Annotated in this window: 11 protein-coding genes and 4 tRNA genes; all 15 read left to right on the top strand. The window is 37.6% G+C overall.

From position 1 onward, the window contains the following. Window positions 1-9: 9 nt before the first annotated feature. Complete coding sequence (gene mdh / locus ABXT44_RS06705; RefSeq protein ID WP_416686452.1) at window positions 10-948, top strand: malate dehydrogenase; 939 nt, start codon at window positions 10-12, stop codon at window positions 946-948. Between the two features lie 21 nt (window positions 949-969). Beyond that, complete coding sequence (locus ABXT44_RS06700) at window positions 970-2,193, top strand: malic enzyme-like NAD(P)-binding protein (protein ID WP_416686451.1); 1,224 nt, start codon at window positions 970-972, stop codon at window positions 2,191-2,193. Between the two features lie 80 nt (window positions 2,194-2,273). Beyond that, window positions 2,274-2,358 (top strand) — tRNA-Tyr (locus ABXT44_RS06695). Between the two features lie 23 nt (window positions 2,359-2,381). Next, window positions 2,382-2,455: transfer RNA gene (locus tag ABXT44_RS06690), tRNA-Gly, on the top strand. Between the two features lie 15 nt (window positions 2,456-2,470). Then, a tRNA-Thr gene (locus tag ABXT44_RS06685) sits at window positions 2,471-2,546 on the top strand. Between the two features lie 30 nt (window positions 2,547-2,576). Further along, complete coding sequence (gene tuf / locus ABXT44_RS06680) at window positions 2,577-3,767, top strand: elongation factor Tu (RefSeq protein WP_416686450.1); 1,191 nt, start codon at window positions 2,577-2,579, stop codon at window positions 3,765-3,767. Window positions 3,768-3,827: 60 nt separating this feature from the next. Further along, a tRNA-Trp gene (locus ABXT44_RS06675) sits at window positions 3,828-3,903 on the top strand. Between the two features lie 15 nt (window positions 3,904-3,918). Continuing rightward, a complete protein-coding gene (secE, locus tag ABXT44_RS06670; RefSeq protein WP_416686449.1) occupies window positions 3,919-4,302 on the top strand; it encodes a preprotein translocase subunit SecE in 384 nt (127 codons plus the stop codon). 13 nt (window positions 4,303-4,315) lie between these two features. Then, window positions 4,316-4,849 (top strand): transcription termination/antitermination protein NusG, encoded by a 534-nt coding sequence (gene nusG / locus ABXT44_RS06665; protein WP_416686448.1) that lies wholly within the window; start codon window positions 4,316-4,318, stop codon window positions 4,847-4,849. Window positions 4,850-4,916: 67 nt separating this feature from the next. After that, on the top strand, window positions 4,917-5,345 hold the full coding sequence (gene rplK, locus ABXT44_RS06660) for a 50S ribosomal protein L11 (protein ID WP_416686447.1): 429 nt from the start codon (window positions 4,917-4,919) through the stop codon (window positions 5,343-5,345). Window positions 5,346-5,347: 2 nt separating this feature from the next. Further along, window positions 5,348-6,043: a 50S ribosomal protein L1 gene (rplA, locus tag ABXT44_RS06655; RefSeq protein ID WP_416686446.1), complete on the top strand. Its 696-nt coding sequence runs from the start codon at window positions 5,348-5,350 to the stop codon at window positions 6,041-6,043. Between the two features lie 221 nt (window positions 6,044-6,264). Continuing rightward, complete coding sequence (rplJ, locus tag ABXT44_RS06650; protein WP_416686445.1) at window positions 6,265-6,786, top strand: 50S ribosomal protein L10; 522 nt, start codon at window positions 6,265-6,267, stop codon at window positions 6,784-6,786. A gap of 24 nt (window positions 6,787-6,810) precedes the next feature. Next, complete coding sequence (rplL, locus tag ABXT44_RS06645) at window positions 6,811-7,191, top strand: 50S ribosomal protein L7/L12 (protein WP_416686444.1); 381 nt, start codon at window positions 6,811-6,813, stop codon at window positions 7,189-7,191. 96 nt (window positions 7,192-7,287) lie between these two features. Next, window positions 7,288-11,370, top strand: coding sequence for a DNA-directed RNA polymerase subunit beta (gene rpoB / locus ABXT44_RS06640; RefSeq protein ID WP_416686443.1), 4,083 nt, complete (start codon window positions 7,288-7,290; stop codon window positions 11,368-11,370). 14 nt (window positions 11,371-11,384) lie between these two features. Continuing rightward, entirely contained in the window at window positions 11,385-15,566 is a 4,182-nt protein-coding gene (gene rpoC / locus ABXT44_RS06635) for a DNA-directed RNA polymerase subunit beta' (protein WP_416686442.1), read from the top strand. Window positions 15,567-15,678: the final 112 nt, after the last annotated feature.

Raw genomic sequence — 15,678 nt, 5'->3', positions numbered from 1 at the left:
GGAGATGTTATGAAAGTTGTTGTTTTAGGTGCTGCTGGCGGAATTGGTCAGGCGTTAGGATTATTATTGAAAACACAGTTACCAAATGGAACTGAATTGTCATTGTATGACATTGCTCCCGTGATACCAGGTGTTGCGGCAGATTTGAGTCATATACCAACGGCAGTTAAAGTTTCTGGTTTTGCAGGCGAAGACCCTTCACCTGCTCTAGTAAATGCAGATATTGTATTAATTTCAGCTGGCGTTGCTCGTAAGCCAGGAATGGATCGGTTCGATCTTTTTAATATTAATGCAGGTATTGTTAAAAACCTCGTTTCAGTATGTGCAGATACTTGTCCAAAGGCTTTAATTGGAATTATTACAAATCCTGTAAACACAACGGTTGCAATTGCAGCAGATGTTCTAAAGAAAAAAGGAGTTTACGATCCAGCACGATTATTTGGCATTACGACTTTAGATATTATTCGTTCTAGTACATTTGTTGCTGAAGTTAATGGGGTTAATCCTGAAGATGTAAGTGTTCCTGTAATTGGTGGCCACTCAGGAATTACTATCCTTCCGTTGCTTTCACAGTCAGGTTTTGACTTTGATGAGGCTAGTGCATCTGCAATGACAAAACGTATTCAGAATGCAGGAACCGAAGTTGTTGAGGCAAAAGCTGGTGGTGGCTCAGCTACTTTATCAATGGGTCAGGCAGCAGCAAAATTTGGTTTGTCTCTAGTTCGCGCTCTTAATGGTGAAGAAGGCGTAATAGAGTGTACTTATGTTGAAGGCTCTGGAGATAGGGCTCGCTTTTTTGCACAACCAGTCCTGTTGGGTAAAAATGGTGTTGAGAAAATATTAGGTTTTGGAGATCTTTCAGCATTTGAAGAAAAAACACTTAATGCTGCACTTGAAACCCTTAGATCTGATATCAAAATTGGTGAAGAGTTTGTTTCACAAGCTTAAAAACCATTAAATAAGGTGAAAATGTCACAAACTCTGCATGATAAGGCTTTAGCTTATCACCAGGAAGGAAGGCCTGGAAAGATTAATGTTACTTCTCACAAGAAATTAGATAACGATCAGGATCTGAGTTTAGCTTATAGTCCAGGCGTTGCAGCTCCTGTAAGAGAAATTGTAAAAGATCCTGGTGCTGTTAATAAATATACTATTAAAGGTAATTTGGTGGCAGTAATTACTGATGGTTCAGCTGTCCTTGGCTTAGGAAATGTTGGGCCTTTGGCGGCAAAACCAGTGATGGAAGGTAAAGCTGTATTATTCAAGCGTTTTGCAGGTATCGATGTTTTTAATATAGAGCTTGATACTCAAGATGTTGAAGAAATTATCAGTACAATTAAAAACATTGCGCCAACATTTGGTGGGATTAATTTAGAGGATATTTCTGCGCCGCGCTGCTTTGAGATTGAAAAGAGATTAATTGATGAGTTAGATATACCTGTTTTTCATGATGATCAACATGGGACTGCTATTATTGTTGCAGCAGGACTTTTAAATGCGCTCGAAATTCAAGAAAAAAACTTCAAGGAAGCCAAAATTGTATGCGCAGGTGCTGGATCTGCTGGAATTGCAACATTAAATTTATTACTTGAACTTGGTTTTAGTAAAGACAATATTTTGCTGGTTGATCGAAATGGAGTAGTTTCAACAAAAAGTGAAAACTTAAGTAAGGAAAAACTTGCTTTTGCAGTAGATACTGATAAAAAAACTTTAAGTGATGCTATCGATGGCTCTGACGTTTTTATAGGTGTTGCTAGAGGAAATCTTGTAACTCAAGAGATGGTGAAATCGATGGCTAAAAGACCAATAATTTTTGCATTATCTAATCCTGATCCAGAAATCTCACCAGTAGATGTTTATGCCTGTAGAGATGACGTGTTAATGGCTACAGGAAGAAGTGATTATCCAAATCAGGTAAATAATGTTCTTGGCTTTCCTTATATTTTTAGAGGAGCACTTGATGCCAACTCTAAAATTATTAATACTGAAATGAAGGTTGCAGCGGTTCATGCACTTAAAGACTTGGTTAAGCTTCCAGCTCCTAAAGAATTAATAGAGATTTATAAAGATACTAGTTTGACTTTTGGAAAAGACTATTTTATTCCTAAACCGTTTGATCCTAGGCTAATCAAAGTTGTTCCAAAAGCAATATTTGAAGCAGCAGTTGCTAGTGGTGCTTCAAGGCAAAAATAATCAACGAATAACCTTTTAATTACTACATTTAAACCTTGCTAAGCTAAATTAGTTATGGGATAATGTCCGATTGTTTTTTTGGAGGGGTGGCCGAGTGGTTAAAGGCGACGGACTGTAAATCCGTTCTCTCTGAGTACGTTGGTTCGAATCCAACTCCCTCCACCAGAAGAACATGAGAATAAGAAATTGCGGGTGTCGTATATTGGTATTACCTTAGCCTTCCAAGCTAATGAGGTGGGTTCGATTCCCATCACCCGCTCCATGTGGTTAGGGCTGTGCTCACCTAGCTCAGTTGGTAGAGCACTTCCTTGGTAAGGAAGAGGTCGCCGGTTCAAATCCGGTGGTGAGCTCCATATAAATTGAATGAATATAGGGGATTAGAAATGGCAAAAGAGAAATTTGAAAGAACCAAACCACACGTAAATGTGGGAACAATTGGTCACGTTGACCATGGAAAAACTACCTTAACTGCAGCCCTTACTAAGGTTATGGCTGAAATGAACGGTGGTGAATTTAAGGATTATGCAAATATTGATAATGCTCCTGAAGAAAGAGAGCGTGGTATCACGATCTCAACAGCGCACGTAGAGTATGAGTCAGCGGCTCGTCACTACGCTCACGTTGATTGTCCGGGACACGCCGACTACGTTAAGAACATGATTACAGGTGCTGCGCAAATGGACGGCGCAATTATTGTAATTGCTGCAACTGATGGACCAATGGCTCAAACGCGTGAGCACATTCTATTGTCTCGTCAAGTTGGTGTTCCTTACATCGTTGTTTATATGAACAAAGCCGATATGGTTGATGATGAAGAATTAGTAGAGCTTGTTGAAATGGAAATCCGTGAACTCTTAACAGAGTACGAATTCCCAGGTGATGACACTCCAGTGATCTTTGGTTCAGCTTTAAAAGCATTAGAAGGCGACACATCTGATATTGGTGTACCTTCTATTATGAAGCTAGTTGAAGCATTAGATACGTACATCCCAACTCCAGTTCGTGACACGGATAAATCATTCCTAATGCCAATTGAGGACGTGTTCTCAATCTCAGGTCGTGGAACGGTTGTAACCGGTCGTATCGAACGTGGTGTTGTTAATGTTGGTGATGAAATCGAAATCGTTGGTATTAAAGACACGCAGCTGACTACTTGTACAGGTGTTGAAATGTTTAGAAAATTGCTTGACTCAGGTGAAGCAGGTGATAACGTTGGTGTTCTTCTTCGCGGAACGAAGCGTGAAGACGTTGAACGTGGTCAAGTACTGGCTAAGAAAGGTACGATTAACCCGCACACTAAGTTTGAAGCAGAGATTTATGTTTTAAGTAAAGAAGAAGGTGGACGTCATACTCCATTCTTTAACAATTATCGTCCACAGTTCTACTTCAGAACAACAGACGTTACTGGTGCATGCGAACTGCCAAAAGGCGTTGAAATGGTTATGCCAGGTGACAATGTGAAGATGACAATTGAGTTACTAGCTCCGATTGCAATGGAAGAAGGATTAAGATTTGCAATTAGAGAAGGTGGACGCACAGTAGGTGCTGGAGTCGTCTCGAAAATTACGAGTTAAAAGATAGATTAGTAGGTGGTTGCTTTTTATGAGTAGCCACTTTTATAGGGTTTGATATTTAGGCAAGTGGCTCAATTGGTAGAGTAGTGGTCTCCAAAACCATTGGTTGGGGGTTCGAGTCCCTCCTTGCCTGCCAAATTAAAGGATATGTGTGGCTAAACAAATAGAAAATTTAAAGAGTGGTTCTGATCAGTGGAAAACTATCTTAGCAATTTTAATTGTAGTTGCTGGACTTGCTTTATATTATGTCAATCCTTTAGGATTTAATGCGCTTACAAAAGTTTTAGTGACGCTTGTAGTTTTTGCTCTAGCGGTAACTGTTTTTGTTAAATCTGATCAAGGTGATCGATTTGTTCATTTTTTGAAAGAAACACGAATTGAATTACGAAAGGTTGTTTGGCCAACTCGTCCAGAAACAATAAAAACAACTGGAATCATTATGGTTGCAGTAGTTATAGTTGCAATTTTCCTTTGGATTATTGATGCATTCTTTACTTGGGGTGTTCAATCAATTTCGTCAATTAATATTTTTTAAGTAAAGGATTATTATGTCTAAGAATTGGTTTGTAATCCATGCTAGAAGCGGCTATGAAGCGAAAGTTAAAATAGCTATTGAAGAAGCTGTGACTAGAGAAGGTATTGAAGATTTAGTTGATGAGATTCTTATTCCAACTGAGCAAGTAGTTGAGCTAAAAGCTGGAAAGAAAAAAGAAACTGAGCGTAAATTCTTCCCAGGCTATATGCTGATTAAGATGGAGCTCACTGAGCCTAGCTGGTTACTAGTTAAAAATACTAATAACGTTATAGGGTTTATAGGTGGGTCATCTGGAAAGCCTTCTCCAATTACTCAGAGAGAAGTAGATAGAATTTTTGCACGCGTTCAAGAAGGTGCTGATAAACCTAAGCCTAAGGTTGCATTTCAACCAGGCGAAGAAGTTTTGGTTATTGATGGTCCATTTAATGAATTTAATGGAACTGTTGAAAGTGTTAATTATGAAAAGAGTTTGCTGACAGTGGAGGTCTTAATTTTTGGACGAACTACTGCAGTTGAATTAGAGTTTTCTCAAGTAGAGAAAACATAAGTCAGTCGCAAGCGACTGAAAATGTTAACGGGGAGCTTAAAAGCGATTGAACCCATAGGAGATAAAAATGGCAAAAAAAATTGAGTCATATATTAAGTTGCAGGTTCCTGCAGCAGAAGCAAATCCTTCGCCACCAGTTGGTCCAGCATTGGGTCAGCATGGTGTAAATATTATGGATTTTTGTAAAGCATTCAATGCTCAAACACAAGAGCTTGACAAGGGTATGCCCGTTCCAGTAATTATTACTGTTTATAGTGATCGTAGTTTTACATTTGTTACTAAAACACCGCCAGCTGCAGTTTTACTTCTTAAAGTGACAGGTATTGAAAAAGGAAGTGGTGAGCCACATCTTAATAAGGTTGGTAAAGTAACTCGTGCTCAATTAGAAGAAGTCGCGAATATAAAAATGAAAGACTTAAACGCAAATGATTTAGATGCAGCAGTTCAAATTGTAGCGGGTACTGCTCGCTCAATGGGCATTGTGGTGGAGGGTTAAAGATGGCTAATTTATCAAAAAATCAAAAAGTAAGCGCTTTAAAAATTAAAGAGGGTTCTAAATATGCAATTACTGAGGCTCTAGCATTAGTAAAGGATTGTGCGTCAGCCAAGTTCGATGAGTCGGTTGATGTAAGTATTAACCTAGGTATTGATACAAAGAAATCAGATCAAAATGTTCGTGGGGCAGTTGTCCTTCCTAATGGAACTGGAAAAGTTGTTCGTGTTGCAGTTTTTACTCAGGGTGATAATGTTCAAAAAGCAACTGATGCAGGCGCAGATATTGTTGGTATGGATGATCTAATGAAAAGCATGCAAGATGGAGATTTAAATTACGATGTTGTTATTGCATCTCCCGACGCAATGGGCGTTGTTGGTAGATTAGGTCAAGTTCTTGGGCCTCGTGGATTGATGCCAAATCCTAAAGTTGGAACCGTAACACCTGACGTTGCTACTGCAGTTAAAAATGCAAAAGCGGGCCAAGTTCGTTACCGTGCTGATAAAGCTGGAATTGTTCATGCTGGTATTGGAAAAGCTTCTTTTGACGTAAAAGCGTTGGAAGAGAATATTGTTGCACTTATTGATGCGATTAAGAAAGCTAAACCAAGTTCAACGAAAGGTATTTATATCAAAAAAGTAAGCGTTTCATCAACTATGGGTCCAGGCCTTAGTGTTGATGGTGCAAGTGTAGATATTTAAGTAGATTTAAACAGCTGTTAATTAAATAATTATCAGCTAAAAAATTCTTTGGGCGACAAGGTGACTTGTTCTGCCTCAAAGACCATAGGTGTGACAGGTTGATTATGACTTGTTGCTTAATAAATTGATCCTTCAATTTGCCTATGTAGAGGGTATGGAAATACCTTGTGGCGAAAGTTATAATTTTATAGCTTTCATTTTTTAATTGTTCAGGAGAGATTATGGCTCTAAGTCTTGAAGCAAAAAAAGCAGTCGTCGAACAGGTAAATGCAGTAGCTAATGGTGCTGTGTCTGTTGGTGTTGCTGAGTATCGTGGATTGAATGTTGGACAAATGACTAATTTGCGGAATGCTGCTATGGACGCAGAAGTTTCTTTGCGTGTTGTAAAAAATACGCTTGCAAAGAGAGCATTAGCTGAGACAGGATGTGAGTGTATTACTCCAGTCTTAAGTGGACCGGTTATCTTGGGTTTTTCCCAAGAAGATCCGGGCGCTGTAGCTCGTGTTTTTCGTGACTTCATTAAAGATAATGAAGCATTAGTTGTTAAAGGTTTGGGGGTATCCGGTGAATTTATTGATGCAGATCAACTAAAAAGAATCGCGAGCTTACCAACTAAAGATCAAGCAATCAGTATGTTGATGGCGTTGATGCTTGCACCAACTGAGAAGTTAGTTAGAACTTTAAACGAAGTTCCAACTAAGTTAACTCGTGTTGTAGCAGCTATTCGTGATCAAAAACAATAATAATTATATAGAGGAGTAAATATCATGGCGAAATTAAGCAATGAAGATATTTTAGGTGCAATTTCAGATATGTCTGTAATGGATGTTGTTGAACTAGTATCAGCAATGGAAGAGAAGTTTGGAGTTTCTGCAGCAGCAGTTGCAGCGGCCCCAGTAGCAGCAGCAGCGGATGCTGGTGCAGCGGTTGAAGAGAAGACTGAGTTTAATGTAATGTTAACAAGTTTTGGTGAAAAGAAAGTTGCAGTTATTAAGGCTGTTCGTACTATTACAGGATTGGGTCTTAAAGAGGCTAAAGATCTTGTTGAAAGTGCACCTGCAGCAGTTAAAGAAGGCGCATCAAAAGCGGAAGCTGATGATATTCAAAAGCAGCTTGAAGAAGCTGGCGCTAGCGTAGAACTTAAGTAATTTGTTCAATGCTACAAACCAAAATCCCCACAGGGGATTTTGGTGCTTTTTTAGAAGTAATTTTGAAAACCATTTATTGATTATTGCGAGGCATCCATGACTTATTCATTTACAGAAAAAAAACGTATCAGAAATAATTTTGGAACAAGAGAGTCTATTCTCAAAGAGCCAGATTTATTATCTATCCAGATTAATTCATTTAATAGCTTTATTCAAAAAGGGGCTACTGAAAAGGAAAATATTGGTCTTCACTCTGTTTTTCAATCTGTATTTCCAATTACAGCCTTAAATGGTTATGCCGAAATTGAATATTTGGATTATGAGCTTCAAGAGCCTAAGTATAATGTTAAAGAATGTAAGCTTCGTGGAGTAACGTATGCCGCAACCCTGCAAGTTAAACTTAACTTGGTCCTTTTTGACAAAAATGGTTCTAATTTAAAGAAGAAGCGTCGCGTTAAGCAAATTATCGAAGAAAGTGTCTATTTAGGGCAACTTCCATTGATGACTGATACTGGAACCTTTGTAATTAATGGAACTGAGCGTGTTGTGGTTTCTCAGCTTCATCGTTCTCCAGGAGTTATTTTTGAGCATGATAAGGGGAAAACTCACTCTTCTGGGAAAATATTATTCTCATCACGTATTATTCCTTACCGTGGCTCATGGTTAGACTTTGAGTTTGATCATCACGAGCACTTGTTTGTTAGAATAGATAGAAGAAGAAAATTACCTGTGACTACCTTGCTAAGAGCTATGGGACAGTCAACAAATGACATTATTGATACTTTCTTTGATCATATTGTTGTTAAATTAAAATCTAAATCGTGTGATCTAGTCATTAAACCTGAACGTTTGAAAGGAATTATTGCAGAGTTTGATATTAAGGTTGGAAAGGATGTTGTTGTTGAACAAGGGCGTCGAATTACTGCTAAGCACGCAAAAATTCTTCAGGACGCAAAAGTAGACTCAATTAATGCTCCACTTGAATATCTTATTGGAAAAGTCATTTCTGCAGATATAGTTGATACTGATACTGGTGAAATCTTATTAGCTGCAAACTCATTAATAACTGAAGAATCTATAGAGGTATTAACTGCGACTAAGATTAAGAAGATCAATATTATCTATCTTAATGATGCTGAAAATGGTATCTATATTTCTGACACTTTACGTCTAGATGAGTTGCAAACAGAAATTGAAGCTCGCATGTCAATCTACCATGTAATGAGACCGGGTGAGCCTGCTACTGAAGACGCAGTTAACACACTTTTTTCTAATCTGTTTTTTAATAATGATCGTTATGACCTTTCTCGTGTTGGTCGAATGAAGCTAAATAGAAGGTTAGGTGTTGCTAGTGAGACTGGTGAGCATGTGCTAACTCATGATGATATTATTAATGTAATTAAACAGTTAATTGCTATTAAAAATGGACATGATGTAGTAGATGATGTCGATACGCTAGCCAATAGAAGAGTAAGAGCTATTGGTGAAATGATTGAAAACCAATTTAGAATCGGCCTAATTCGTGTAGAAAAAGCTGTGAAAGAAGGATTGAACCTTGCAGAAACAGACGAGCTAACTCCGCAAGATCTTATTAACTCTAAGCCGGTTTCGGCGGCAGTGAGGGAGTTTTTTGGCTCCTCACAGTTATCTCAATTTATGGATCAAGTTAATCCATTGTCTGGAGTGACTCATAAGCGACGCATATCAGCACTAGGGCCTGGTGGCTTGACAAGAGAACGTGCTGGCTTTGAAGTTCGTGATGTTCATCCATCTCATTATGGTCGATTGTGTCCAATTGAAACACCTGAAGGTCCGAATATTGGATTAATTAATACTTTAGCAGTTTATGCAAGAACGAATGATTATGGTTTTTTAGAGACTCCTTATCAAATAGTTAAGAAAGGACAAGTCACTAAAGAAATTGTGTACGTGTCAGCAATTGATGAGATTGAACACACTATTGCTCAAGCAAACTCTAAAGTAGATAGCAAGGGTTATTTGGTAGAAGACCTTGTTTCAGGACGCCATAAAAATGAATTTGTCCTTGTAGGTAAGTCAGAAGTAACACTTATTGATATTGACTCAAAACAAATATCATCTGTAGCTGCATCACTTATACCTTTTCTAGAACATGATGATGCTAACCGCGCATTAATGGGATCAAATATGCAGCGTCAAGCAGTACCTGTGCTTAGAGCTGAAAAGCCACTTGTTGGAACTGGGATTGAGCGAGTTGTTGCAACTGATTCACGTGTCTGTGTTGTTGCAAATCATGATGGAGTTGTTGAAACAGTAGATGCTTCAAGAATCGTAATTCGTGTCGACGCTAAGCAAGCAAAGGCTGGAGAGCTTGGTGTTGATATTTATAGTTTAGTGAAATATTCTCGTTCAAATCAAAATACTTGTATTAATCAAAAACCACTTGTTCAGCCAGGTGATAAGGTTGTTGCTGGCGATGTCTTGGCAGATGGCCCATCAACTGACTTAGGTGAGTTAGCATTAGGTCAAAATATGATGATTGCCTTTATGCCTTGGAATGGATATAACTTTGAAGATTCAATACTCATATCAGAAAAAGTAGTCCAGGAAGACCGCTATACTTCAATTCATATTGAAGAATTGACTGCTTATGCTAGAGATACAAAACTTGGCGCTGAAGAAGTTACTGCAGATATACCTAATGTAAGTGAGTCTGCACTATCAAAACTTGATGATGTCGGTATTGTATATGTTGGTGCTCGAGTAAAAGGCGGCGATATTCTTGTTGGAAAGGTAACCCCTAAAAGCGAAACAGTTCTTTCTCCAGAAGAGAAATTATTGCGTGCTATCTTTGGAGAAAAAGCTAACAATGTTAAAGATACCTCTTTAAGAATGGGAGCCTCAAAATCTGGTGTTGTCATTGATGTTCAGATATTTACTAAAGATCGAGTGGCAAAAGATTCTCGTGCACTGGTTATTGATGAAGAACGTTTAGAGACTATTAAAAAAGATATTGATGATGAATTTGGAATAATTGACGGGGACATCTTTCGCCGAATTCGTTTAAAACTCTCTGGAAACCTCTCAACTAGTAATATTGGTAATATTAAGAGTGGAGATAAACTAGCCTCTAAGGATTTAAAGTCTCTAGAAAATAGTGAATTAGCAAAATTAAAAGTTAAAGATGCAGCTGTAAATAAAGAAGTAGCCTCACTTGTTAAACAGTCAAAAGCTAAACAAGAGGAGTTTGAACTTTTTTATGAGCAAGAGAGTGCAAAAATTAAAGAAGGTGCGGAATTACCTCCAGGCGTTCAGAAGATGGTCAAGGTTTATGTGGCAACACGTAAAACACTTCAGGTTGGTGACAAGATGGCTGGACGACATGGAAACAAAGGTGTCATCTCGCGTGTATCCCCAGTTGAAGATATGCCCCATTTGGCAGATGGTACTCCAGTAGATGTTGTCCTTAATCCACTTGGTGTTCCGTCACGTATGAATGTTGGTCAGGTACTTGAGGTTCACTTAGGTTGGGCTGCTAAAGGCCTAGGTTATAAGATTGGTAATTTGCTAGATGAGCATCGTAAAGATACAATTAAGCAAATCCGCTCAATGCTAGATTCTATTTACAATAGTTATGGAAAAACTGAAGATTTAAAGTCATTTAGTGATGATGAGATACTTGAGTTAGCTAATAATTTACGATCTGGCGTCCCAATGGCAACCCCAGTATTTGATGGAATTAAAGAAGAGGATATTAAATCTTTACTTAAGATGGCTGATTTACCAGAAAGTGGTCAAATTCAATTATTTGATGGACGAACTGGTGATTCATTTGACCGTGATATAACGGTTGGTTATATGCACATGCTTAAGCTTAACCACTTAGTTGACGATAAGATGCATGCTCGCTCAACAGGTCCATACTCTTTAGTTACTCAACAACCACTTAGCGGTAAAGCTCAATTTGGTGGTCAAAGGTTTGGTGAAATGGAAGTTTGGGCGTTAGAAGCATATGGCGCAGCATATACTCTTCGAGAAATGTTAACGGTTAAGTCTGATGATGTTACTGGAAGGGCAAAAATGTATAAAAATATAGTAGATGGTGAAAATCGTACTGAGTCAGTAATGCCAGAGTCGTTTAATGTTCTTGTAAAAGAAATTCGATCTCTAGGTATTGATACTGAACTTGAACAACATTAAATTAGGAGAATCACTTGAAAGATTTATTACAAATTTTAAAACAGCAAAATAAAGAACAAGATTTTGATGCAATAAGAGTTGGTTTAGCTTCTCCTGAGAAAATTCGTTCATGGTCATTTGGTGAAGTAAAAAAACCTGAAACTATTAACTATAGAACTTTCAAACCTGAAAGAGAAGGGTTATTTTGTGCTAAGATTTTTGGCCCAATGAAAGACTTTGAGTGCTTATGTGGTAAATATAAGCGCATGAAATTTAGAAATGTGGTTTGTGAAAAATGTGGCGTTGAAGTTACTCTTTCTAAAGTAAGACGTGAAAGAATGGGTCATATAGAGCTTGCTGCTCCTGTAGCACATATTTGGTATTTGAAGTCACTCCCATCTAGATTAGGGTTGCTTATGGATATGACCTTAAAAGATATTGAAAGAGTTCTTTATTTTGAAGCATTTTTAGTTACTGATCCTGGTAGTACGCCTTTAATCAAAAAGCAACTCCTTACGGAAGAGATGTATTTTGATGCTTTAGACCAGTATGGAGATGATGAGTTTGTTGCTAAGATGGGCGCAGAAGCTATGCAGGATGTTCTTGCAGAGATGCAACTTGAAAAAGAAGCTGCAAATTTGAGAGAAGATGCTCTAAATACTAAATCACAAACTAAACTTAAGAAAATCAATAAACGACTTAAGCTAGTTGATTCATTAATAAAGTCTGGAAATAAACCTGAGTGGATGGTTTTAAATGTGCTTCCTATTCTGCCGCCAGATTTAAGGCCTTTGGTTCCTCTAGATGGAGGCCGGTTTGCAACATCTGATTTAAATGACTTATATCGCCGAGTAATTAATAGAAATAATCGTCTTGGAAGGTTATTAGAGCTTGATGCACCAGAAATTATTGTTAGAAATGAAAAACGTATGCTTCAAGAAGCTGTCGACTCACTAATTGATAATGGGCGTCGTGGACGTGCTGTTATGGGCAATAATAGACGCCCTCTTAAGTCAATTGCGGATATGATAAAAGGTAAGCAAGGACGATTCCGTCAAAACTTACTTGGAAAACGAGTTGACTATTCTGGGCGTTCAGTTATTGTTTGTGGGCCATATTTAAAGCTTCATCAGTGTGGATTGCCTAAAAAAATGGCATTAGAGCTTTTTAAGCCCTTTATTTATAATCGCCTTCAAGCAAATGGATTAGCTTCTACTATAAAAGCTGCAAAAAAAATGGTTGAAAGTGAAATTCCTGAAGTTTGGGATATTTTGGAAAGAGTTGTTCATCAGCATCCAGTTTTATTAAACCGTGCACCTACTCTTCATAGACTTGGCATTCAAGCATTTGAGCCGCTTCTAATTGAAGGCAAGGCAATTCAACTTCATCCTCTAGTATGCACTGCATTTAATGCAGACTTTGATGGTGATCAGATGGCTGTGCACGTTCCTCTCTCTGAGGAAGCACAGTTAGAGGCAAGAACTCTAATGTTGGCATCAAACAATATTCTTCATTTGGCTAGTGGCGACCCAATTATTATTCCATCTCAAGATGTAATCTTAGGTCTTTACTATATGACTAGAGAAATGGTTAATCAACAGGGTGAAGGAATGATCTTTGCCAATACCAATGAGGCTCATTCTGCCTATGATGCTAAACTTGTAAGTCTGCATGCAAAAATTAAATTAAGAGTGCATGATTATGAAAAAGCAGAGTCTGGTTTTAAATCTACAAATACTCGTATAGTTGATACTACAATCGGTAGAGCTATTTTTTCTAGAATTCTACCTAAAGGCTTGTCATTTGATTTAATTAATGAGGCATTAACTAAAAAAGTAGTTTCTAATTTAATTCATGTCTGTTACAGATCTCAGGAGCTTAAGGAGACTGTAATTTTTGCTGATCAGATGATGTATATGGGTTTTGAATATTCAACTAAATCTGGTATATCATTTTGTTCAAATGACATGATTATTCCTAGTGAAAAAGCTGATATGATTGAAAAGGCTTCTGCTCAAGTAAAAGATGTTCAGCAGCAATTTGCTTCTGGTGTTGTTACAAATGGTGAGCGCTATAACAAGGTTATTGATATTTGGTCAAGAACCTCAGAAGAAGTTGCTAAAGCAATGATGGACAAAGTAGGTTATGAAGATATAACCGATGCTGAAGGAAATATAGAAAAGAAACCATCATTTAATTCAATCTATATGATGGCAGATTCAGGTGCTCGAGGCTCTCCTGCACAAATACGTCAGTTAGCAGGAATGCGTGGTCTAATGGCAAAGCCAGATGGATCAATTATTGAGACTCCAATTACAAGTAATTTCCGTGAAGGTCTTAATAATATGCAGTACTTTATTTCGACTCATGGAGCAAGAAAAGGTTTAGCTGATACGGCACTAAAAACGGCTAACTCAGGCTATTTAACTCGAAGACTTGTTGATGTAGGCCAAGATTTAGTGGTAACTGAAGAAGATTGTGGAACTAAAAATGGTTTGGTAATGAAATCCGTTATTGATGGGGGAAATGTTGTTCAAACCCTAGGAACTGCAGTACTCGGTCGGGTTGTCTCTGATGACATATTGCTGCCAAATACAAAAGACGTATTTTTAGAAAAAGATCATTTAATTACACTGGATAATTCAGATAAGATTAATGAACTGGGTATTGAGTTCATTAAAGTACGTTCGGCAATTACATGTGAATTATCATATGGTGTTTGTGCATCTTGTTATGGAAATGATATGGCAAGAGGTCATAAGATTGGAGTGGGTGAAGCTGTTGGTGTTATTGCTGCTCAATCAATTGGTGAGCCAGGAACTCAGCTAACAATGCGTACTTTCCATATTGGTGGAGCTGCAAGCTCATCTACGGCTGTTAATAGTATTAATATTAATACCGATGGCATTGTTCATTTTGAAAATATGAAGTCTATTAAAAATGCTAATGGTGATTTTGTTGTTGTATCAAGATCTTCTGAAGCCTCAATTAGAAATGAATTAGGCCAAGTAAAAGAGCGCTATAAGTTGCCTTACGGTGCTATAGTTCACTTTAAAGATGGCGGTAAAGTTAAAGCTAAAGATAAGATTGCTGATTGGGACCCACATACACATCCAATCATAGCTGAAAATTCTGGAAGAGTTTCATTCATCGATTTTGTTGAAGGATTAACAGTTGTAAAAAATTCAGATCCATTGACTGGTTTAATCTTCTTTGAAATAATTGAAGAGGCAGAAAGAACTTCGGCAGCAAAAGATATGAAGCCAATGCTTCAATTAGTTGATAAAAAGGATAAAAAATCTATATTATCGACGCATTATTTACCATCAGGAGTCAAAATAAATTTAGAGGACGGTCAGCTTATTACAGCAGGTGAAATACTCGCTAAGATTCCTAAAGCTGTTTCAAAGACAAGTGATATTACTGGCGGGTTACCGCGAGTTGCTGATTTATTTGAAGCTCGTAAAGCTAAAGATCATGCTATTTTAGCTGAAACTTTGGGTGTTATCAGTTTTGGAAGTCCTACAAAATCAAAGGTTCGTATGCTTATTACGGGTCCTGAAGGTGAGGTAACTGAAATGATGATTCATCATTGGAGGTCAATAAATGTGTTTGATGGCGAAACTGTTGAAAAAGGTGATGTGATATCAGATGGACCTTATAATCCTCATGATATTCTTCGCTTGTTAGGTGTTGAAGCTTTGGCTAACTATATGGTTAGAGAGGTTCAAAATGTTTATAGGCTTCAGGGAGTTAAGATTTCTGACAAGCATATTGAAGTAGTTGTTAAGCAAATGCTTAGAAAAGTTGAAATTATTGATAATGGAGACTCTCATTATGTGAATGGTGAAACTGCTGAATTTGTTCATGTTGTAGAGAAAAATAAACAGTTAAAGGCTCAAAAGAAAGATGAGATTGTATTCCAAAGACTATTAATGGGTATTACAAAAGCGTCATTGTCTACAGAGTCGTTTATTTCTGCTGCTTCTTTCCAAGAGACTACAAGGGTTCTTACTGAAGCTTCAATAACAGGAAGAGTAGATGATCTTAGAGGGCTTAAAGAAAATGTAATTGTAGGCCGACTTATTCCTGCAGGAACAGGCTTTAAGCACCATCAGGAAAAGAGAAGGAAACGCATAGATGCTTCTTTTATGCAAACCAATGAAGCTGAGCAAGAGCTATCTACTCAGTTGAGTGAAGTTGAAGCTGAAGAATAATAAGGCTTAGTTTAAAATAAAGGCATTTCAATTTAGTTTACTAAAATGGAATGCCTTTTTTATTTATAAAGTTAGTGCTAAATCTCATGATTTTAGAAATCACCTGAAGGAT

This window comes from Candidatus Pseudothioglobus sp. Uisw_041 (assembly GCF_048087625.1).
GTDB lineage: Bacteria > Pseudomonadota > Gammaproteobacteria > PS1 > Pseudothioglobaceae > Pseudothioglobus.
The sequence above is the reverse complement of the archived record's forward strand: the minus strand, read 5'-3'. Positions and strand labels throughout refer to the sequence as shown.